This is a genomic window from uncultured Bacteroides sp. (assembly GCF_905207245.1).
Classification (GTDB): Bacteria; Bacteroidota; Bacteroidia; order Bacteroidales; family Bacteroidaceae; genus Bacteroides.
Genome location: NZ_CAJLKP010000075.1, coordinates 1 through 22,176, shown reverse-complemented (window position 1 = coordinate 22,176; position 22,176 = coordinate 1). Strand labels below are relative to the sequence as shown.

At 43.8% G+C, this 22,176-nt stretch carries 13 protein-coding genes, 2 tRNA genes and 1 pseudogene; 15 read left to right on the top strand and 1 reads right to left on the bottom strand.

Annotated features, from left to right (window positions below; all coding sequences use genetic code 11):
- Window positions 1-6: 6 nt before the first annotated feature.
- The 8 genes from QZ135_RS19200 to QZ135_RS19170 all read left to right on the top strand — a co-directional run bounded on the left by QZ135_RS19200 (window position 7) and on the right by QZ135_RS19170 (window position 12,994).
- Complete coding sequence (locus QZ135_RS19200; RefSeq protein WP_294613061.1) at window positions 7-1,656, top strand: RagB/SusD family nutrient uptake outer membrane protein; 1,650 nt, start codon at window positions 7-9, stop codon at window positions 1,654-1,656.
- 101 nt (window positions 1,657-1,757) lie between these two features.
- Window positions 1,758-3,479 carry a two-component regulator propeller domain-containing protein gene (locus QZ135_RS24975; protein ID WP_308757899.1) on the top strand — a complete coding sequence of 574 codons (1,722 nt, stop codon included), beginning with the start codon at window positions 1,758-1,760 and terminating at the stop codon, window positions 3,477-3,479.
- Between the two features lie 120 nt (window positions 3,480-3,599).
- Window positions 3,600-6,074: an ATP-binding protein gene (locus QZ135_RS24970; RefSeq protein WP_308757900.1), complete on the top strand. Its 2,475-nt coding sequence runs from the start codon at window positions 3,600-3,602 to the stop codon at window positions 6,072-6,074.
- A gap of 375 nt (window positions 6,075-6,449) precedes the next feature.
- A complete protein-coding gene (gene carB, locus QZ135_RS19190) occupies window positions 6,450-9,668 on the top strand; it encodes a carbamoyl-phosphate synthase (glutamine-hydrolyzing) large subunit (protein WP_294613058.1) in 3,219 nt (1,072 codons plus the stop codon).
- A 156-nt stretch (window positions 9,669-9,824) separates the two neighbouring features.
- Complete coding sequence (locus QZ135_RS19185) at window positions 9,825-10,382, top strand: sugar O-acetyltransferase (RefSeq protein ID WP_294613056.1); 558 nt, start codon at window positions 9,825-9,827, stop codon at window positions 10,380-10,382.
- A gap of 52 nt (window positions 10,383-10,434) precedes the next feature.
- Window positions 10,435-12,630 (top strand): alpha-L-rhamnosidase C-terminal domain-containing protein, encoded by a 2,196-nt coding sequence (locus QZ135_RS19180; RefSeq protein ID WP_294613053.1) that lies wholly within the window; start codon window positions 10,435-10,437, stop codon window positions 12,628-12,630.
- A 183-nt stretch (window positions 12,631-12,813) separates the two neighbouring features.
- A tRNA-Val gene (locus tag QZ135_RS19175) sits at window positions 12,814-12,891 on the top strand.
- A gap of 28 nt (window positions 12,892-12,919) precedes the next feature.
- A tRNA-Val gene (locus QZ135_RS19170) sits at window positions 12,920-12,994 on the top strand.
- A 55-nt stretch (window positions 12,995-13,049) separates the two neighbouring features.
- Here the strand turns inward: QZ135_RS19170 and QZ135_RS19165 are convergent.
- Window positions 13,050-14,066 carry a LacI family DNA-binding transcriptional regulator gene (locus QZ135_RS19165; RefSeq protein ID WP_294613050.1) on the bottom strand — a complete coding sequence of 339 codons (1,017 nt, stop codon included), beginning with the start codon at window positions 14,064-14,066 and terminating at the stop codon, window positions 13,050-13,052.
- A gap of 174 nt (window positions 14,067-14,240) precedes the next feature.
- Here QZ135_RS19165 and QZ135_RS19160 point away from each other — a divergent pair, with 174 nt between their 5' ends.
- From QZ135_RS19160 to QZ135_RS19130, 7 genes and pseudogenes are all read left to right on the top strand, one after another.
- The gene (locus QZ135_RS19160; RefSeq protein ID WP_294613047.1) at window positions 14,241-15,173 is read left to right on the top strand and encodes an aldo/keto reductase; all 933 of its coding nucleotides are present in this window, start codon (window positions 14,241-14,243) and stop codon (window positions 15,171-15,173) included.
- An 11-nt stretch (window positions 15,174-15,184) separates the two neighbouring features.
- Window positions 15,185-16,201 (top strand): zinc-binding alcohol dehydrogenase family protein, encoded by a 1,017-nt coding sequence (locus QZ135_RS19155; RefSeq protein ID WP_294613044.1) that lies wholly within the window; start codon window positions 15,185-15,187, stop codon window positions 16,199-16,201.
- A 4-nt stretch (window positions 16,202-16,205) separates the two neighbouring features.
- Complete coding sequence (locus QZ135_RS19150; RefSeq protein ID WP_294613041.1) at window positions 16,206-17,129, top strand: amidohydrolase family protein; 924 nt, start codon at window positions 16,206-16,208, stop codon at window positions 17,127-17,129.
- 27 nt (window positions 17,130-17,156) lie between these two features.
- The gene (gene fucP, locus QZ135_RS19145) at window positions 17,157-18,413 is read left to right on the top strand and encodes an L-fucose:H+ symporter permease (RefSeq protein WP_294613038.1); all 1,257 of its coding nucleotides are present in this window, start codon (window positions 17,157-17,159) and stop codon (window positions 18,411-18,413) included.
- Between the two features lie 34 nt (window positions 18,414-18,447).
- Entirely contained in the window at window positions 18,448-20,103 is a 1,656-nt protein-coding gene (locus QZ135_RS19140) for a glycoside hydrolase family protein (protein WP_294613035.1), read from the top strand.
- Between the two features lie 416 nt (window positions 20,104-20,519).
- Window positions 20,520-21,866: an adenylosuccinate lyase gene (gene purB / locus QZ135_RS19135; protein ID WP_294613032.1), complete on the top strand. Its 1,347-nt coding sequence runs from the start codon at window positions 20,520-20,522 to the stop codon at window positions 21,864-21,866.
- 148 nt (window positions 21,867-22,014) lie between these two features.
- A pseudogene (locus tag QZ135_RS19130) lies at window positions 22,015-22,176 on the top strand (pseudouridine synthase); the annotation flags it as partial.

Here is a 22,176-nt window from a genome sequence, read left to right as displayed (position 1 = left end):
ATTCTTATGTTTAAACTGAAAAATATATTTTATATCGGTGCTTTAATGCTCGCTACTGTATCATGCGATGATTATTTGGATAATCCACCGGCCGACCTTATGGGAACTGACGGTTTCTATCAGACTGCCGCCCAGTCGGAGCAAGGTATCATTGGTATCTATGCCGGTTTGAGACAACTGACTAACTACGAATATTTATATATGTCGGAATGCCGTTCAGATAATGCTTGGGTAAATCCTACAACAGACGGAGCCCGGGACTATTCTGAGATCGGAACATTTAGGGCTACGAATGGGATTGCTACCTTCAATGATGCCTGGAACACTTGGTATAAAGTGATCTACGATGCCAATATGGCATTGAGTAAAATACCCAATGCTACGTTCAATGATGAAACAGTCAGGTTGCAGTTTTTGAATGAAGCACACTTCCTGAGGGGATGGGCTTATTTCGAATTGGCACGTCTGTTCGGTAATATTCCGATGATTACTGCTCCTTTGAGTTCGGCAGAAGTAAAGACTGTAGGTCAATCTCCGGCACTTGATATCATTAATCAAGTGGTTATTCCCGATTTGAAAGAAGCGCTGAATCTGCCACTTTCCGAAAAGTTGGTAGATGCCAATGGAAAGGCAATATCACTTGCTAAAGGACGTGCCCACAAAATGGCAGCCAATGCGATGTTGGCACGTGTGTACATGACGCTTGCCGGTTATCCTTTCAATGAGGTCTCTGCTAAAACTGAAGCTAAGAAATACCTGACAGAAGTATTGAGTTATGCTAAAAATAATAACAAGTATTGGGCAGCCGATATAAATGAATGGAGGAAGCAATGGATGCCAAGTGAGGAGTACTACAATAAGTATTCTATATTCGCTATTCAGTATCGCGCCGGTGGTACGGGTAACTCGTCATTGTTTAACTTTGGTCCGCAGTTGCCGGCTTCTCTTACAGGCAGAAAAATATTCGGTAATCAGATTTATGTTGAAAAAAGCCTGATGTATGAATTTGAAAAAACGTTTGCAGATGGCAATAAAGATCTGAGAGGGGATGACTATTCTATTCTTTTAGGTTTCCAGGGAGAAGGTAGTATCCAGACTTACACCAATGATAAGGAAAGTGTAACGGTAGACGGGATTACTAAAGATGTTTACTCAAAAACTATCATCTATAAATTCATGCCTTCCAAACCTAAGATTGCATCTTTGGGGCTTTCTCTGACTCCTGAAGCGTCTATGATAGACGATAATGACTGGCCGGTAAACTTTCCGATTCTTCGTTTGGAAGATATGCAGTTGATGTATGCTGAATTATTGATTGAAGAAGGTAAGATTGCAGAGGCTATGGGATATGTAAACGATATTCGTCAAAGGGCAGGTTGTGATGTCGTGCCGACTAATGTGAGTGCAGGGGAAGCTTTGAATTATATCAAACGTGAGCGCAGGATTGAGTTATTGGGTGAAGGCATCCGTTGGTTTGATCAGGTACGTTACGGAACATGGAAGATCGATACGGAAAATATGCTCGACCGATATAACAATCCAACCGGAACAAGCAAAAGTTATATAAAGGAAGGACGTTATTTATATCCCATTCCATTGAATCAGCTTAATGTAACCCCTGGGTTATATAAACAAAATGAAGGTTATATAGAATAGGTAAGGATTGTTTTTTAAGCTAAAATTGAGGATACTCCGTTTTTGGAGTATCCTTTTTTTGTTATCTTTGCGATCAATCTTGATCTAATGGAAATAGGAATATGAAGAAATACATACTGATGTTTTTGTTATCTATCGTAGGATTACAGATGGAACTATATTCAGCCATAGAGGTCCGTTCGATACGTCTAACCACTTCCAATGGATTAGCGAACAACTCAGTCCGTTGTATTTATCAGGATAGTAAGGGTTTTATTTGGATGGGTACCCAAAACGGATTAAGCCGTTATGATGGGAATTCCTTCATTACTTTCCGACCTCAAAAAGATACATCGCTTTCATTAGTGGACCATCGTGTTAAAAATCTGGTAGAAGATAAAAATGGATTCTTATGGATCACTACTCATGCAAAAAATATTAGTTGCTATGATCTGAGAAAAAATTGTTTCGTCGACTTTACCGGTTGTGGTGAATACATGAATCAATATGACTTTATTTCTTTACAAGACAATCAGGATGTATGGCTATGGGGAGATAGCGGATGCCGCAAAATATCCTATAAAGACGGTTCTTTCTCATCTGTTGCCTTTAATCAATCCAACGGATTAGATTCCAATGTAATAGTTTCTCTGAAGCAGGGAGCAGAGGGTTGGGTATGGATGGCTACCCGTAAAGGTCTATATTACTGGGATCATACATCATTGCATGATACGGATATAAAGAAAGCATTCTTGGAAATACACTCTTATCAGGGACGTACCTTTGCTCTCTCTTCAGATGGGTGTTTCTTTATGTATGAAACATCTAAAGGGATAAAGCAAATTGCCGGGTTGCCTAATAATTCTGATTTAAAACTCACGGGAGTGTTAGCCTTGAATAATCAATGGATAGTCTTTACAAATAAAGGAGGATATAGTTTTGATTTTCAAACATTAAGATTAGGAAAAGCGGATGCTGTATACAATGTACCAAACGCCACCGTTATTCAGGATAACAAACAAAACTATTGGTTAAAGAATAATACGGGAAAGTTATACTATATCCATGCTCAAACCGGTGCTATAAAAGAGTTTCAGGTGATGGCGAAAGAGAAAATCGGCCTTATTGATGAGGAACGGTATTATATATATCATGATTCCCGTGATATTTTGTGGATAGCAACCTACGGAAACGGATTGTACACTTATGATTTGAAAACAGGGCAAACTTCTCACTTTACTGCGAATGCGGACAATACGGTTACGCCCATTGGTTCCAATTTCTTGCAATCTGTATATGAAGATCGTTCGGGTAATATCTGGGTAAGTGCGGAATTTACGGGAGCATCCTGCCTGCAAATTATAAATAAAGGTGCTTTACGAATTTTCCCAATGGGTGATACGGACATTGATCGTACCAATGCTGTTCGTATGCTCTCTTTGACGAAAGATGGGAATGCTATTGTAGGAACACGTGGTGGGGAACTTTTGACGTATAATAAAGATTTCAGTATACAAAGTTCTAAAAAGTTTTTCGGTAACAATATATACGACGTGGCAGAAGATGCTTCCGGTACAAAATGGTATGCATTTCGTGGTAATGGCCTATTGGTGGGAGACCGCTATTATACACATGACGATGCAGATACTTCATCCATATCTATTGATCAAATATTTTGTATTCTTAGAGATAGGAAAGACAGGATGTGGGTTGGCACATTTGGTGGAGGTCTGAATCTGGCTATAAAAGGTAAAGACGGTTATACATTCCGTCATTTCTTCAACAGTACTTATGGACAGCGCCGGATTAGAGTATTATGTGAAGATGTCAATGGATGGATATGACTTGGCACCAATGACGGTGTTTTTGTTTTCGATCCGGAGGAGCTACTAAAAAATGCGGAAGCCTATTACCACTATACTTTCGATAAAGGTAACTTGTATAGTAATGAGATAAAAAGTATTATGCAAGATTCTAAAGGGCGTATTTGGGTGGCCGAGTCAGGTGCAGGTTTCGCAACGTGCAACCTCAGGGGAGACTATGGTGAACTGGAATTCACCCACTATGATACATCCGACGGGTTGGTAGATAATGTGGTACAGGCATTTAATGAAGATCTCGATGGCATGATTTGGATTACAACCGAATATGGAATTTCCTGTTTCAATCCGGAAGCCGGAACATTTGAAAACTACTTTTTTTCCAGCAATATGTTGGGTAATGTATATAGCGAAGATTGTGCTATCCGGTTACAAGACGGGCGCCTGGTTTTCGGAACCAACTTTGGGTTTACGGTTATAGATCCGCGTTTTATAGAGAAAGCATCTCCAATGTATCCGATAACCTTTACTGATTTGAAGTTGAATGGCATTTCTGTTAATCCGGATAATCCTGATTCCCCGATAAAATCCTCCGTCGCCTATATTTCGGAGATTAATCTGCAGCACTTTCAAAATTCTTTCGTATTAGAGTTTTCCACTTTCGACTATATGGGAAGCGATTTATCTAAATTCAGATATTGGCTGGAGAACTACGACAAGGATTGGAGTAGTCCGTCTTCATTGAACTTCGCTGCTTACAAAAACTTACCTCCCGGCACTTATTATCTGCATGTGAAGGCATGTAATGCTTCCGGACTATGGAGTGACCAGGCATCTGTCATGAAAATTGTGGTCTTTCCTCCTTTTTGGAAAACGGGATGGGCATATCTGATTTATTTTCTGTTGATAGCTATCATGCTGTATATTATTTATCGTACAGTGCATAACATAAGTGCACTCCGGAATAAAATAAAATTGGAAAAGCAACTTACGGAATACAAACTGGCATTTTTTACTAATATTTCTCATGAATTTCGTACACCGTTGACTTTGATACAGGGGGCATTGGAGCATATATGTTATGGAGGCAAAGTACCCAAAGAAATGAATTATTCCATCAAAGTAATGGAAAAGAGTACAAAACGTCTACTTCGCCTTATCAACCAACTGTTAGAGTTCCGCAAAATGCAGAACAACAAACTACGGCTTTCATTGGAAGAGACGGATGTTATTGCTTTCTTATACGAAATATTCCTTAGTTTCAAGGATGTGGCAGAGTCTAAGAATATGGACTTTCGTTTTTTACCTTCAACACCTGCCTATAAAATGTTTATAGATAAAGGTAACATTGATAAAGTGACCTATAACATTTTGTCAAATGCCTTTAAATATACTCCTTCGGAGGGAAAAATAGAATTAGTGGTAACAGTGGACGAAGTGGCACACACATTGCAAATAAAGGTATCGGATACTGGTGTCGGAGTACCCAAAGAAAAACGTAAAGAACTATTTAAAAGATTCATGCAGAGTAGCTTCTCTGGGGACAGTATTGGGATAGGATTGCATCTTACACATGAACTGGTAAGCGTGCATAAAGGTACCGTTTCATATGAGGAAAACCCTCAAGGTGGTTCTATCTTTATCGTGACATTGCCTACTGATATTTCCGTATTTGGAAAGGAGGACTTCCTCATTGTTAATAATGTATTGCTGGAAGAGGAAGCAAAAGCGGAAAAGCGTTTAGCCGAAGTTGTAATAGACCATGATAAATCGGGAGATGATGACGAGGTATCGATAACTGTCCCTTTGAATAAGAGTAAAGTCCTAATTATAGAAGATGACAACGATGTCCGTGAATTCCTTAAAAAAGAGCTAAGTACATATTTTGAAGTAGTCACCGAATCAGATGGTGAGTCGGGATTGGAACGTGCGCGAACTTATGATGCTGATTTGATTATCAGTGATGTACTGATGCCACGCTATTCGGGTTTTGAACTGACTAAGCGCTTGAAAGACGATTTCAGTACCAGCCATATTCCTATCATTCTGTTAACGGCGCTCAGTTCGTCGGATAATCATTTGAAGGGAGTGGAATGTGGCGCGGATGCTTATATTACCAAGCCGTTCAGTACCCGGTTGTTGCTGGTTCGTGTCATTAAGTTACTGGAACAGCGTGAAAAGTTGCGTGAGAAGTTTTCAAACGACCCGCAAGCAACACGCCTGACTATTTGTACTTCTGATAAGGATAAACTTTTTGTAGAGAAAATGGAGAGGGTTATGCAATCTCAAATTGCCAATGCAGATTTCTCTATTGACGAATTTGCATCTATCATGGGATTGGGACGTTCCATTTTCTATCGTAAAGTAAGAGGATTAACCGGCTACTCACCTAATGAGTATATGCGTACCGTGCGTATGAGGAAGGCAACGGAGCTTTTACAAGAAGGTAATTATAATATTTCGGAAATTTCCTATCAGGTCGGGATAAATGATCCTTTTTACTTCAGTAAATGTTTTAAAAAACAATTCGGTGTAACACCTACTGCTTTCTTAAAAGGGGGGAGTGAAAAATCAGAGACTGTCGATGATAATAAAGAAGAGAATATAATAGAAGATTGATTAAGGCTAATTATTCAATCTGGGTATAGGGAAGTTAGAAAAATAGGCCAAGAAGGTGAAATGGTTCCTACTTCTTCTTTTAATAAATCCTTTTATTAAGAAGAGCCTTAGTCGAAAAAACTTCTTCTGATAATTTGTTTGTCTCGCAAATAAGTCGTTACTTTGCACAAATTTTAAAACGACGATGCAGCAACACGGGAAGAGAATCAAATATAATCTGCGTTCGAATGAATTTCATTCGTTAGCCGATGATTTCTTCTTCTCTGAAAATGATATTGTTAGTTCTTTGGTAATGCGTTAATCCTTTTACGGGTAACGCATTTTTTTTGTGCCCGAACGTATAGGAAGAAACTTAAATAGACAACAAGAGAATATATGGAAAAGAATTTGAAGAAAGTGTTGGTCTTGGGCTCAGGTGCACTCAAGATCGGTCAGGCCGGGGAGTTTGACTATTCCGGTTCGCAGGCTTTGAAAGCTCTGCACGAAGAAGGTATCAGTTCAGTATTGGTAAATCCCAATATTGCTACCATCCAAACATCGGAAGGTATTGCAGATCAGGTTTACTTCTTGCCGGTTACCACTTATTTCGTGGAAGAAATCATCAAGAAAGAACGTCCTGATGGCATTCTGTTGGCATTTGGCGGTCAAACAGCTCTGAACTGCGGTGCTGAGTTGTATACAAGCGGCATCCTGAACAAGTACGGCGTGCGCGTATTGGGAACTTCGGTAGAAGCCATCATGTATACAGAAGACCGTGACCTCTTCGTGAAGAAACTGGATGAAATTGAAATGAAGACTCCCGTCAGCCAGGCTGTAGAGAGTATGGAAGATGCCATTGCAGCCGCCGAACGTATCGGTTTCCCGGTAATGGTTCGTTCCGCTTATGCACTGGGCGGTTTGGGTAGCGGTATCTGTCAGGATAAGGAAGAATTCTTGAAACTGGCTGAAAGCTCCTTCGCTTTCTCTAAACAAATTCTTGTAGAAGAGTCTCTGAAAGGCTGGAAAGAAATTGAATTCGAGGTAATTCGTGATGCGAACGACCACTGTTTCACAGTAGCAAGCATGGAAAACTTCGACCCGCTGGGCATCCATACCGGAGAGTCTATCGTAGTTGCTCCGACCTGTTCACTGACCGACGAACAGGTGAAGATGTTGCAAGACCTTTCTACCAAATGTATCCGCCATCTGGGCATCGTGGGCGAATGTAACATTCAGTACGCATTCAATGCCGAAACCAATGATTACCGCGTGATTGAGGTGAACGCCCGTCTGTCCCGTTCTTCTGCTTTGGCATCTAAGGCTACGGGGTATCCGTTGGCATTCGTTGCCGCCAAGATTGCGCTGGGCTATACGCTCGACCAGATTGGCGAAATGGGAACTCCGAACTCTGCATATCTGGCTCCGCAACTGGACTACCTGATTTGTAAAATTCCTCGTTGGGACTTGACGAAGTTCGTAGGCGTTAGCCGCGAAATCGGTTCCAGCATGAAGTCGGTAGGCGAAATCATGTCTATCGGACGTTCTTTCGAAGAAATTATCCAGAAAGGTTTGCGTATGATTGGCCAGGGAATGCACGGATTCGTTGGTAACGACCTGCACTTCGACGACTTGGACCGCGAACTTTCACGCCCTACGGACTTGCGCGTGTTCGCCATTGCCCAGGCTTTGGAAAGTGGTTATACGATAGACCGTATTTTCGACCTGACTAAGATTGACCCCTGGTTCCTTGGCAAGTTGAAAAACATTGTTGACTATAAGTTGAAGCTCTCTCAATATAATAAGGTGGAGGATATTCCGGCCGACGTGCTGCGTGAAGCAAAAGTACTCGGTTTCTCTGACTTCCAGATTGCGCGTTTCGTGCTCGAGCCGTCAGGTAATATGGAGAAGGAAAACCTGATGGTACGTGCCCGTCGTAAAGAGCTCGGCATTCTTCCGGCTGTAAAACGTATCAATACGATAGCTTCCGAACATCCCGAACTGACGAACTACCTGTACATGACGTATGCCGTTCAGGGTTACGATGTGAATTATTATAAGAATGAAAAGTCGGTGGTTGTTCTGGGCTCCGGTGCTTACCGTATCGGTTCTTCCGTAGAGTTCGACTGGTGTTCGGTGAATGCTGTGCAGACGGCACGCAAACTGGGATACAAGTCCATCATGATTAACTACAACCCCGAAACCGTATCTACGGACTATGATATGTGCGATCGCCTTTACTTCGACGAACTTTCTTTTGAACGTGTACTCGATGTAATCGACTTGGAACAACCCCGCGGCGTAATCGTATCCGTAGGCGGACAGATTCCGAATAACTTGGCCATGAAGCTGCACCGTCAGTCAGTGCCCATCTTGGGAACTTCACCAATCTCTATCGACCGTGCCGAGAGCCGCAACAAGTTCTCTGCAATGCTCGATCAACTGGGCATCGACCAGCCGGCATGGCAAGCGCTTACCAGTCTGGAGGCTGTGAAAGATTTCGTTGGGAAAGTGGGTTATCCGGTGTTGGTTCGTCCGTCGTATGTGCTCTCGGGCGCAGCAATGAATGTGTGCTATGATGAAGAAGAACTGGAAAACTTCTTGCAGATGGCTGCCGAAGTATCCAAAGAATATCCGGTGGTGGTATCTCAATTCTTACAGAATACGAAAGAAATTGAGTTTGATGCTGTTGCACAAAACGGTGAAGTGGTAGAGTATGCCATCTCCGAACATGTGGAGTTTGCAGGTGTACACTCCGGTGACGCTACGCTGGTGTTCCCGGCACAGAAGATTTACTTTGCTACTGCACGCCGTATCAAGAAGATTAGTCGTCAGATTGCAAAAGAACTTAATATCTCCGGTCCGTTCAATATCCAGTTCCTGGCACGCAACAATGAGGTGAAGGTAATCGAGTGTAACCTTCGTGCTTCACGCAGTTTCCCGTTCGTGTCTAAAGTGTTGAAACGCAACTTTATTGAAACGGCTACCCGCATCATGCTGGATGCTCCTTATACTCGTCCCGACAAATCGGCATTCGATATTGACTGGATTGGCGTAAAGGCTTCTCAGTTCTCATTCTCCCGTCTGCACAAGGCTGACCCGGTACTGGGTGTGGATATGTCTTCTACCGGTGAGGTGGGGTGCATCGGCGATGACTTCTCAGAAGCATTGCTGAGTGCGATGATTGCTACAGGCTTCCAGATACCCCAAAAGGGTGTGATGTTCTCTTCCGGCGCCATGAAGTCGAAAGTAGATTTGTTGGAGTCCAGCCGCATGCTCTTCAATGAAGGCTATAAGATTTATGCGACGGCAGGTACGGCAGCATTCCTCAATGCTCATGGTGTGTCTACCGAAGCCGTTTACTGGCCCGATGAACGCCCTGATGCTGAAAACAACGTGATGAAGATGATTGCCGAACATAAGTTCGACTTGATTGTCAACATTCCGAAGAACCATACGAAGCGTGAGTTGACGAATGGATATAAGATTCGCCGTGGTGCCATCGACCATAACATTCCGTTGATTACGAATGCCCGTCTGGCAAGTGCTTTCATTGAAGCGTTCTGTGAACTGAAACTGCAGGATATTCAGATCAAGAGCTGGCAGGAATACAAATAATAAGGTATAACAACCAGAATAGAGAAGACAGCATAAATACCGGATGTTTCCGGTGTTTATGCTGTCTCTTTTTTATTCATATCATTGGAAATCAGAAATTAATCTCTTATTTTTGTGACAGGTAAAAACTAAAATAGCTTATTGGCAGGAATAAATATGGATGAAGTAGAGAAAATGCGGAGTTCGCAACTGGCGGATATGTCCGCTCCGGAGGTGCAGGTGAAGTTTGAGCATGCGAAGAAGTTGTTGGCAAGAATGCGGCAGTTGAGCACTTATGATGAGGCTTACCGGGGATTGCTGGAGGACCTGATACCTGGTATTCCTGAAACTTCTGTGGTGTGCCCGCCTTTCCATTGCGATCATGGTGATGGTATCCGGATGGGTGAACATGTGTTTGTGAATACGAACTGTACTTTCCTGGATGGTGGCTATATTACAATCGGGGCTCATACGTTGGTTGGTCCCTGTGTGCAGATTTATACTCCGCAACATCCGATGGACTATGTAGAGCGCCGCACTCCGAAAGAATATGCCTATCCCGTGACAATAGGAGAGGACTGTTGGATTGGTGGCGGAGCAGTTATCTGTCCCGGGGTGACGATTGGCGACCGTTGTATCATTGGTGCCGGAAGCGTGGTGACGAAAGATATTCCTTCTGATAGCGTAGCGGTAGGCAATCCGGCAAAGGTGATTCGGAAGATAGGGTCGGAATGATGAATCAGGAGTCGTTTCTTTAAATCCGTTAAATCAAAATACTGTCTTAAACATGAAAAAACTCTTCCTTTTAATTCTTATTTTTATTTCTGCTGTTGCCGTGCAGGTAAAAGCAGCAGATGAATTTCTTCCTCAAGCCAGATGGATTGGTAATGGTAAAAGTCTGCCGAATACCTGGCTTTGTTTTCGCAAAACTGTGGAGGTCACTGATGTTCCGGGTGAACTAATGGCGAGTATTGCCGTTGACTCCAAATACTGGTTGTGGATTAATGGCAAGATGGTGGTTTTTGAAGGCGGATTGAAACGCGGTCCTGCACCCGGGGCGACTTACTATGACCGGATAGACATTGCGCCCTATCTGGCGAAAGGAACAAATGTCATAGCATTGTTAGTGTGGCATTTCGGAAAGAACGGATTTAGTCATGTGAACAGCGGTGTGGCGGCATTACTGTTTAGTGCCCAGTCGGCGGGGGTGACCGTTGTTAGTGATAAAACTTGGCAATGCGGCGTCTGTCAAGCTTATCAGGATACAGAAGCACCATTCCCTAATTACCGTTTGTCCGAAAGCAATATTCGTTTCGACGCACGTAAAGAACTGGCAGGCTGGAATCTACCGGGATTTAGCGGACAACTGGGGGCCTCCATTGAGATTGCTTTCCCGAACAGACTGCCGTTTGGCAAATTAGTACTTCGCCCCATCCCGATGTGGAAAGATAGTGGGCTGAAGGACTATCTGGAAGTAGTTAAGAATAAAACCGGCGACACCCTTCGCTGTCGTTTGCCGTACAACTGTCAGGTTACTCCTTATCTGAAAGTCAAAGCTCCCGCCGGATTGCTGATTGGTATGCTGACTGATAACTATACAGGTGGCAGTGCTAACAATGTAAGAGCGGAATACGTCACTCGTGAAGGAGAGCAGGAATATGAAAGCCTTGGCTGGATGAACGGTCATGAGATGTTGTACGTGATTCCTTCCGGAGTAGAAGTACTGGGGCTTAAATATCGCGAAACAGGTTATAATGCTGATATAAAAGGCTCTTTTACATGCAATGATGATTTTCTTACTGAGTTGTGGAAGCGAAGCGCCCGTACCCTGTATATCACTATGCGTGATAATTACATGGATTGTCCCGACCGTGAACGTGCGCAGTGGTGGGGAGATGAAGTGAACGAACTGGGCGAAGCATTCTATGCGCTCGACCCGCGAGGTTGGCAATTGGCTACCAAAGGTATCTATGAGTTGATGAATTGGCAACGCCCGGACGGCATTATTGTCTCTCCGGTTCCCTCCTTGAATTGGTGTAAGGAGCTTCCTTTACAAATGCTTGCTTCTGTCGGCTGGTATGGATTCTACACGCAGGCATTCTATAGCGGTGATTACTCCTTTGTTCCGAAGATTTATGACGGGCTGCGGAAGTATCTTCACGAAGTGTGGGAGGTGGATATGCAGGGATTTCCTGTTCCCCGTCCCGGTGATTGGAACTGGGGTGACTGGGGAGCGAACATTGATTTGGAACTTCTTACCACTTGTTGGTACTATTTAGCCCTTAAAGCTGAGAAAGAGTTTGCCCTTTATCTGCATAAGCAATATGATGCCAACCTGATTGACAAGATGATGAAACGTATTTCTTCAACTTTTGACCATCGTTACTGGACTGGCACGGCATACCGTTCCAAATCCTACAAGGGTGAGACGGACGACCGTTCTCAGGCTATGGCAGTGGTTAGCGGATTGGCGCCGGTCGGCAGGCGCAAGGCCTTGCTGAAGGTTTTAAAGAAGGAGTACCATGCCAGCCCTTATATGGAGAAATACATTCTGGAGGCACTATTCATGATGGGTGAACCGGACTTTGCATTGGAACGCATGCGTAACCGTTATGCAAAAATGATGGCATATCCTTATACGACTTTATTTGAAGGTTGGGGAATAGGTGCTGATGGCTTTGGAGGAGGGACTATCAACCATGCATGGAGTGGTGGTCCGTTGACCATATTGAGCCAGAAGTTGTGTGGGATAGAACCTCTTGAACCCGGATTCAAGTGTTTTCGCGTGGCTCCGCAGCTTGGTGCATTGCACGAGGCGTCAGCAGTGGTACCCACCCTTTATGGGGACATCAAAGTTGATATAAAAAAAGAAAACCGTATGATGACTATACATGTGGTTGTTCCGCAAGGTACTGTTGCTGTAGTGGTGTTGCCTGGTGGCAAAGAAAAAGTGCTTCCACCGGGAAGCTATCTTCTTCCGTGAGCGGGGAAGGAAAAGCGGGCATTATATGGATGATTGTTTGAAGAAAAAAGTTTCATTGTTAAATTGCTGAATTTCAATAACTACATCTATTTTTGTCTGTTTCTCTTAAAAAATAGTTCGCAAATGTTTTGGTAATGTCAAAATAAGCTGTACCTTTGCATCGCTTTTGAAACGAAAGTGTAGGGGCGCTTAGCTCAGCTGGTTCAGAGCATCTGGTTTACACCCAGAGGGTCGGGGGTTCGAATCCCTCAGCGCCCACCAAAAAATATCAATACACTTTCGAACAAAAGGGCGCTTAGCTCAGCTGGTTCAGAGCATCTGGTTTACACCCAGAGGGTCGGGGGTTCGAATCCCTCAGCGCCCACTTAGTTGTTTTTAAATGGTCTTGCAAGTGATTGTGAGGCCATTTTTGTTTTAATTCATTGTTTGATGGAAGAGCCACGGACGGAAAGAATACACGGCACCATCTCTTGTTCTATATTACCAATTCCTTTGAGTTGTCTGAGCAAAAGTCCGCAAGCTGTTTCTCCCATCTTGTATGTTTGGTGAGTTACGGCTGTCAATGGTGGGTCTACGTAGTTGGAGTGGGCTTCGTCTGTATATCCTATCAAAGCAATGTCATTGGGGATGTGCAAACCGGATTCCTTTATGGCCTTCATTGCTCCGAAGGCAAGGCTGTCTGTCATGGCTAATATGGCGTCCGGCGGATTAGGCAATGAGAGTAAATGGCAAGCACCTTCATATCCTGACTCATATCCGATTTTCTTGCAAAACACCAGTTGTCTTTCAATTGGGATTTTCCTTTCACGCAAAGCTTGCAGATAACCATGTTTTCGTTGTTTTACTATCTCCAGGTGATTAGCACCGCCTATAAAAGCTACACGTTTGGAACCTGTTGACAGAAAGTGTTCAGTAGCTTCCTGTGCCGATTCTATGTTATTGGTAATTACGGAAGAAAATTTTTCAGTCAAGCATATCCGGTCAAAAAAGACTAAGGGTACATTCAGTTCAACTAGCGCTTCGAAGTGCGAATAATCCGTTGTCTCCTGTGACAGGCAGGCGATGATTCCTTCCACACGGAGGTTTATGAGGTCTTCCAGGCATTTCTTTTCATTTTCAAACTGTTCGTAGGAGGATGTTATGATGGTGGAATAGCCATTATTGTGAGCCATGTCATTAATGCCACTGATGATAGACGCATAATAATGAGTGACGATATCAGGGACGATAATGCCTATTATCCGCGGTGTATTCTTCAACAGGCTCATGGCGAAAGGGTTCGGGCGATAGTTCCGCTCTTTTGCCAGCGCTTTCACTTTCTTCCGCATCTCTTCACCTATTTCTGGACTGTTCTTTAGCGCACGCGAAACGGTAGAGATGGATACTCCCAATTCTGCTGCAAGTTCTTTTAGTGATATGTTTCTTTTCTTTTCCATAGCATAAACAGGATAAATGAGTCCGGCAACAAAAGTAATGAAAGGCGGGACGTGGACAAAGGTAATAAAACGGGGAATTTACGCAAACCTTTGCGTAAGGTTTTAACACCTGGGGAATCTTGTATATATTGAAAACAGATACTTTTGGAGCATGAAATCTTAAAATTAATCACAATGGAATACAGAGAAATAGGAAAAACAGGAATGAAAGTCTCCAATATTAGCTTTGGAGCTTCTTCGCTTGGTGGCGTCTTCCACTCTATAAAGGAAGAGGAGGGTATAAAGGCTGTGCATACGGCCGTAGACAATGGTATCAATTTCATCGATGTGTCTCCGTATTACGGGCATCTGAAGGCTGAAATCGTATTGGGAAAAGCTTTGAAAGAAATTCAGCGTGACAGATATTATCTCTCCACCAAAGTGGGGCGTTATGGTGATAACGGAGTGAATACCTGGGATTATTCTGCAAAGAAAGCTACGGAGAGCGTATATGAAAGCATGGAACGCTTGAATGTGGATTACGTTGATTTAATCAATGTGCACGACATTGAGTTTGCTGATTTGGCGCAGGTCTGCCAGGAGACACTGCCGGCTTTGGTGGAATTGCGAAACAAAGGCATCGTAAAACATGTAGGTATAACTAATCTGACGCTGCGTCATTTAAAATATGTAATCGACCATGTACCCGCTGGCACAGTGGAAAGTGTTTTGTCTTTCTGTCACTATTGCCTCAATGATGATGCGCTGACCGACTATCTTGATTATTTCGAAGAAAAAGAAATTGGAGTGATTAATGCTTCCCCCTTCTCGATGGGGTTGCTCACTGAAAGGGGTGCTCCCGACTGGCATCCGGCTCCTAAGCCTTTACAGGATTTATGCAAGAAGGCTGCGCAATATTGCAAAGAGCAAGGCAAGGCAATTGAGCAATTGGCGGTGAAGTATGCGGTGTCTAATCCTCGGATTGCAACAACCCTGTTCAGTACGGCCCGGCCGGGAGCTGTTTTGCAAAACATAAAATGGACGGATGAGGCATTGGATGAACAGTTGTTGAAAGAAGTTAAGGAGATTCTGGAACCCCGTTTCAGGGATACATGGTTGAATAGTTAAATAAAAACGAAATGAAAGCAGTAGCCATATTAGGAGAACGCAATGTCGCTCTCATAGAAAGAGAAAAACCACAGCTCCATGACGGTGAAGTGTTGCTAAAGATACATTATGTCGGGTTTTGCGGCTCAGATTTGAATACATACCTTGGAAAGAATCCGATGGTGAAGCTGCCGGTTGTTCCCGGGCATGAGATTGCAGCTCAGGTGGAAGCTGTAGGTGCAGGGGTGCCTGAGAATATTCATTCCGGTATGTCCTGCACAGTGAATCCATATACGAATTGCGGGCATTGTTCGTCTTGCCGTAACGGGCGTCCGAATGCTTGCCAGTTTAATCAGACTTTAGGTGTACAACGCGACGGAGCCATGTGCGAGTATATAGTGGTGCCTTGGCAAAAGGTGATTGCTGATGATGTATTGACGCTTCGCCAGTTTGCTTTGGTAGAACCTATGAGTGTGGGGTTTCATGCTGTTTCCCGCGCCAAGGTTACAGACCTTGATGTAGTGATGGTTATTGGTTGTGGGATGATTGGCGTGGGAGCGATTATCCGTGCTGCATTGCGGGGTGCCCGGGTGATAGCTGTGGATGTGGATGATGAGAAGCTGAAGCTGGCTCAGGAGTTGGGTGCTCGCTATACTGTTAACTCTGCAACCGAAGATGTTCATGCACGTTTGCAGGAAATTACCGGAGGCGCTGGCCCTGACGTGATTATTGAAGCTGTGGGTGCTCCGGTTACTTATCAAATGGCAATTAATGAAGTCGGTTTTACCGGTCGGGTGGTTTGTATTGGTTATGCCAAGAAGGAGACTTCTTTCGAAACAAAGTATTTTGTGATGAAAGAGATGGATATTCGTGGTTCCCGCAATGCTATGCCCGAGGATTTCCGTGCAGTTATAGAATATCTGAAACACTCCTCTGCCGGTGTGGAAAGGTTGATTAGTGGGGTTTATACCCCCGACCGAACAAAAGAAGCTTTGGAAGGCTGGGTTGCTAATCCGGGAAAGGTATTCCGTATTCTGGTAAAATTCTGAAAGTATGGATTATAAGATTATAGATGCTCACGCCCACCTCTGGTTGCATCAGGATACAGAGGTGGACGGCATGAAAATCAAAACCATGGAAGGAGGGAAATCCTTGTTCATGGGTGAGGTGCGCCAGATGCTTCCGCCCTTTATGATGGATGGGCGGAATACAGCCGAAATCTTCCTTTCCAATATGAATTATGCACAGGTTTCCGCTGCAGTGATTACGCAAGAGTACATTGACGGCTTGCAGAATGACTATCTGGAGCAGGTGCAGCAGCAATATCCCGACCGCTTCTTGTGTTGCGGCATGGTCGATGCACGGAAGCCCGGTTATTTTCCTCATGCTGAGGAGCTGATAGAAAAAGGTTTCAAGGCAATAAAGATTCCGGCTCAACGACTATTATTGTCTGAAGGCAGAGTGTATCTCACTTCTGATGAAATGATGCGGATGTTTCATCTGATGGAAGAAAAAGATGTATTGCTTTCGGTGGACTTGGCCGATGGTGCCGAACAGGTTGGTGAAATGGAAGAAATTATTGCTGAATGTCCGCGCCTTCGGATTGCCATAGGACATTTCGGTATGGTGACGCGACCGCAATGGCAGGAGCAGATAAAACTGGCTCGCCATGAACGGGTGCGTATAGAGTCCGGTGGTATCACCTGGTTGTTTAATGATGAATTTTATCCTTTCCGGGGGGCTGTGGTTGCCATAAAGGAAGCTGCTTCACTTGTAGGTATGGAAAAACTGATGTGGGGGTCGGACTATCCGAGAACCATTGCAGCTATTACTTATCGGATGTCTTACGACTTCATTGTCAAGTCCGACTTGATGACGGAAGAAGAAAAGGCTCTGTTCCTGGGGGAGAATGCCCGAAACTTCTATCGGCTTAATAACCTGATGGAGTTGCCTTATATAAAAAATATGTCGGAATAATTACGATTAACACATTGACCTTATAAAATGAATACCAATACAAAGAAATACACTGTTGCCCTGACGCTTATATTCAGTCTCTTCTTTATCTGGGCTATCAGCAGCAATCTGTTGCCAACCATGATACGGCAATTGATGAAAACCTGTGAGTTGAATACTTTTGAAGCATCGTTCACGGAGACAGCCTATTGGCTGGCTTATTTTATTTTCCCCATCCCGATAGCCATGTTCATGAAGAAATACAGTTATAAGGCCGGAGTTATCTTTGGCTTGTTGCTGGCGGCATCGGGCGGAGCATTGTTCTTCCCGGCGGCTGCCATAAAGGAGTATTGGGCATACCTGGGTATATTCTTTGTCATTGCCACTGGTATGTGTTTTCTCGAAACGGCTGCTAATCCTTATGTAACGGCCTTGGGAAATCCTCAAACTGCACCCCGTAGATTAAATCTCGCTCAGTCATTTAATGGTTTGGGGGCATTTATTGCCGCCATGTTCCTGAGTAAACTGGTGTTGAGCGGACAAGAATACACACGTGAAACTATTCCTGCTGATTATGCGGGAGGATGGGAAGGGTATATCCAGTTTGAAACTGATGCTATGAAATTGCCTTATCTCATTTTGGCGGGCATTCTTCTGGTGATTGCCATTGTCTTTATTTTCTCCCGTCTACCCAAAATAGGGGGAGAAGAACTGAAAGAAAAGAAACAGGGCAAACTTATTAATTTCAAGGTGTTGAAACGTTCTCATTTGCGCTGGGGTGTAATAGCTCAGTTCTTTTACAATGGCGGACAGACGGCAATCAATAGTCTTTTTCTTGTTTATTGTTGCACGTATGCAGGGATGCCCGAGGGTAAAGCAACCACATTCTTTGGCTTTTATATGCTGGCATTCTTGTTGGGACGTTGGATAGGTACAGCCCTGATGATAAAGTTTAAACCTGAAAATATGCTTGTCCTGTATGCGCTGGTGAACATCGTTCTGTGTGGTGTTATCATGACTTTTGGCGGAATGGTGGGTTTGTACGCCATGCTGGCGGTATCTTTCTTTATGTCAATCATGTACCCTACGCAATTCTCTTTGGCTTTGAATGACTTGGGAGATGATACCAAGAGCGGTTCGGCTTTTCTTGTCATGGCCATCGTAGGAAATGCCTGTCTGCCACAACTCACCGCTTATATCATGCATCATAATGAACATCTTTATCAGATAGCCTATATTGTTCCGCTCGTATGCTTCATGTTTTGTGCATATTATGGATGGAAGGGCTATAAGGTGATTGATTAAAAACTAATATTGTAACACGTTAAAAATAAACAGTATGAAACTTCAAATTCGATTATTGCTATTTAGCCTTTTATGTATCAACATGTCATTGTCTGCGCAGATAACAGAGCGCGAACGTCCCAGGGAATGGAGTCAGTTAGTGGATGGGGCCCGTTTTATAGACCGTTTTCTGCCGATGCAAGGTAAGGTGTTTTCGTCAGATACTTGGGGTGTGAAAGGTGTTGTTCCCCGCTATATTGACAACGGTATTGAAGACCGTATCTGGTCGTACTGGGGTGGAAATATCAAGAAGGGCGAAGATGGCAAGTATCATTTATTTGTTTGCGGCTGGTTGGAGTCTTCTCCGAAAGGACATGGCGAATGGCCTAATTCATTTGTATTCAATGCAGTCAGTGATAATCAAACGGGGCCCTTCAAACTACGCAACATGATTGGTAAAGGACACAATCCGGAAGTGTACCAATTGAAGGACGGGCGCTATGTGCTCTACGTGATTGACGGTCGCTACGTGACGAACGACCTGAACGGAAAATGGGAATATGGAAAATTTGATTTCAACGCACGTGACCGCCGTATTATCGAAGGGCTGTCCAATTTGTCATTTGCACAGCGTGAAGACGGTTCTTATCTGATGGTTTGCCGGGGTGGTGGCATCTGGATTAGTCAGGATGGCCTTTCTGAATACAATCAACTGACTGACAAGCGTGTCTATCCGGATGTGGACGGACGTTTTGAAGACCCTGTAATCTGGCGTGATAATGTTCAGTATCATATGATTGTGAATGACTGGCTGGGGCGTATCGCTTTTTATCTTCGCTCAAAGGACGGGGTGAACTGGGTGACTGACCCGGGTGAGGCTTATACTCCGGGAATTGCCGTGCATGAAGACGGGCGTGTGGAGGACTGGTTTAAGTTCGAACGTATTAAAATGTATCAGGATGAATACGGCCGTGCTATCCAGGCTAACTTTGCCGTGATTGATACTTTGAAACCGCAGGATAAACCGTTTGATAACCACAGTTCAAAGAATATCGGCATCCCTCTGAATCCGGGGTTATTACTGACTATTCTGGACGAAAAGCCCATTACTGCCAAGACAAAGACAATCCGTTTGAAAGTAAAAGCGGAAAAGGGATTCAATCCTCAAACAGATATGGACATGAACTCCCTGCGTTTTGGTGCTTCCGAGGAAGTGAATTATGGGCGGGGAAGTAAAGTGCTGAAAACCGAAAATGATGGTGATGACCTGATTGTTACCTTCGACGGAAAAGGGAATGGCATTACGAAAGATGAATTTGCGCCGAAACTGATTGGTAAGTATAAAAACGGGAAAATGCTGTATGGCTATGCCCGTTTGCCGTATGTGGATTATATCGAACCCATCCTTTCCGCTCGTGCACCTGTTTTTGCGGTGTCGGGAAAAGGCATGACCGGACATATTGAAGTACAGAACTTCGGACAGGTAACTTCTCAAAAAGCTTCAGTGAAGATAGAGTATAAAAAAGAGGGTAAACTGATAAACGTTGCTTCTGCCACCGTGCCGGTTCTGAAGCCATACGAGAAAACAGAATTGCAGTTTTCTTGTAAAAATGGCTTTGAGAAGGGCAGAAAATATGATTTCACGGTGACTGTTTATTCAGGGAAAAAGGTTCTTTCTACTTTTAATCTGACTTTGTCTCCATTGCAATAAGGGGGTATCCGGAAAGTTCAAAGTGGTATGACAGAGTGGAATGTCTGAACTTTTCAAATCCAGCATGTGCACTTGTCATACAAATACTCCGTGTTGTTTGCACCCCCATCCAGAACGCTTTCTGGGAGGGGGTGTAATCAGTATACGACTTAACCCTATTCAGTATACGACTGAATTAGGTTCATGTTACGACGGAAATATTATTCTTCTGCTGTCCGTTATGAAAAACGGTCTTTAAACAGCATTACCTGTCAAAGAAAATGCCCGGAACACGGGAATTGCGTCTCGTTTGTAGTTCATCTTGTAGGGCAAATTTCTATCTGTTAACTACCTTTCTGCACTTTCTTACCTCTTTATAGCTTGTAACTCAGAAAAAAACGCTAATTTTGCAGTTCGATAATTATCAAAATACACGTATGGAACTTGATTTACTTACAGCTATTTCTCCGATTGACGGTCGATATAGAGGAAAAACAGACGCTTTAGCGTCCTATTTTTCAGAATTTGCTTTGATAAAATACCGTGTGCAGGTGGAAGTGGAATACTTCATTACCCTGTGCGAATTGCCTCTGCCCCAACTGAAAGGTGTGGATAAAGGTGTGTTCGAAACTTTGAGAAACATCTACCGGAATTTCTCGGAAGCTGATGCGCAACGTATCAAAGACATTGAGAGTGTGACAAACCATGACGTAAAAGCCGTGGAATATTTCCTGAAAGAGGAGTTTGACAAGATGGGCGGAATGGATGACTACAAAGAGTTTATTCATTTCGGACTGACTTCACAGGACATCAATAATACTTCCGTTCCCTTGTCCATCAAGGAAGCGCTGGAACAAGTATATTATCCTCAGATTGAGGAGTTGATAGCGCAACTTCGCACGTATGCGGAAGAATGGGCTGATATCCCCATGCTTGCCAAAACACACGGACAACCGGCTTCACCCACCCGTTTGGGTAAGGAGGTGATGGTTTTCGTATATCGTCTTGAACGCCAGTTGGCTACGTTGAAAGCTTGTCCGTTGACGGCCAAATTCGGTGGAGCCACCGGAAATTACAATGCACACCACGTTGCATATCCGGAGTTTGACTGGAAGGTGTTCGGAAATGAGTTCGTTGCCGGAAAGCTGGGATTGGAACGCGAAGAATACACCACGCAGATTTCCAACTATGATAATCTTTCCGCCATTTTTGATGCCATGAAACGCATCAATACGGTAATGATTGATATGAACCGCGATTTCTGGCAGTATATTTCTATGGAATACTTCAAGCAGAAGATTAAAGCCGGTGAAGTGGGCTCCAGTGCCATGCCGCACAAGGTGAACCCGATTGACTTTGAAAACGCGGAAGGTAACCTGGGCATAGCCAGTGCAATTCTGGAACACCTGGCTGTGAAGTTGCCGGTATCCCGTTTGCAACGCGACCTGACAGACTCAACCGTGTTGCGTAATGTAGGTGTTCCGTTCGGACACATCGTGATTGCCATTCAGAGTTCATTGAAGGGCTTGCGCAAATTGTTGTTGAACGAACCTGCCATTTACCGTGATTTGGATAATTGCTGGAGTGTGGTGGCTGAGGCTATTCAGACTATCCTGCGCCGTGAAGCATACCCGCATCCGTATGAAGCATTGAAAGCATTAACCCGTACCAATCAGGCCATTACGGAGACATCCATCAAAGAATTTATCGAGGAACTGAATGTGAGCGAGGAAATAAAGAAAGAATTGCGCGTCATTACTCCTCATACATATACAGGAATTTAAAAAAGAAAGATAAGATTTAGCCGGATAATGAAGCCAACATTTTAAATCCGGCGATTGTTAGTTATAGCATACATATATAATAATTAAGGTATAAAAGTGATAATAGAATGGCCGTGAGGCCAACGTTTAATTTTATTCGAATAAAACAATGAGTACAGAAAACGAAACTTGGCGTGACGATTCTTCCAATGAGGAGAATTCAGGCAACAAATTTGAAAGAGAAAACAATTACAGCCGTCCGTCTTACAACCGTGAGGGTGGTGACCGACCCTATCGCCCGCGTTTTAACAGCGAGAGTGGCGACCGCCCA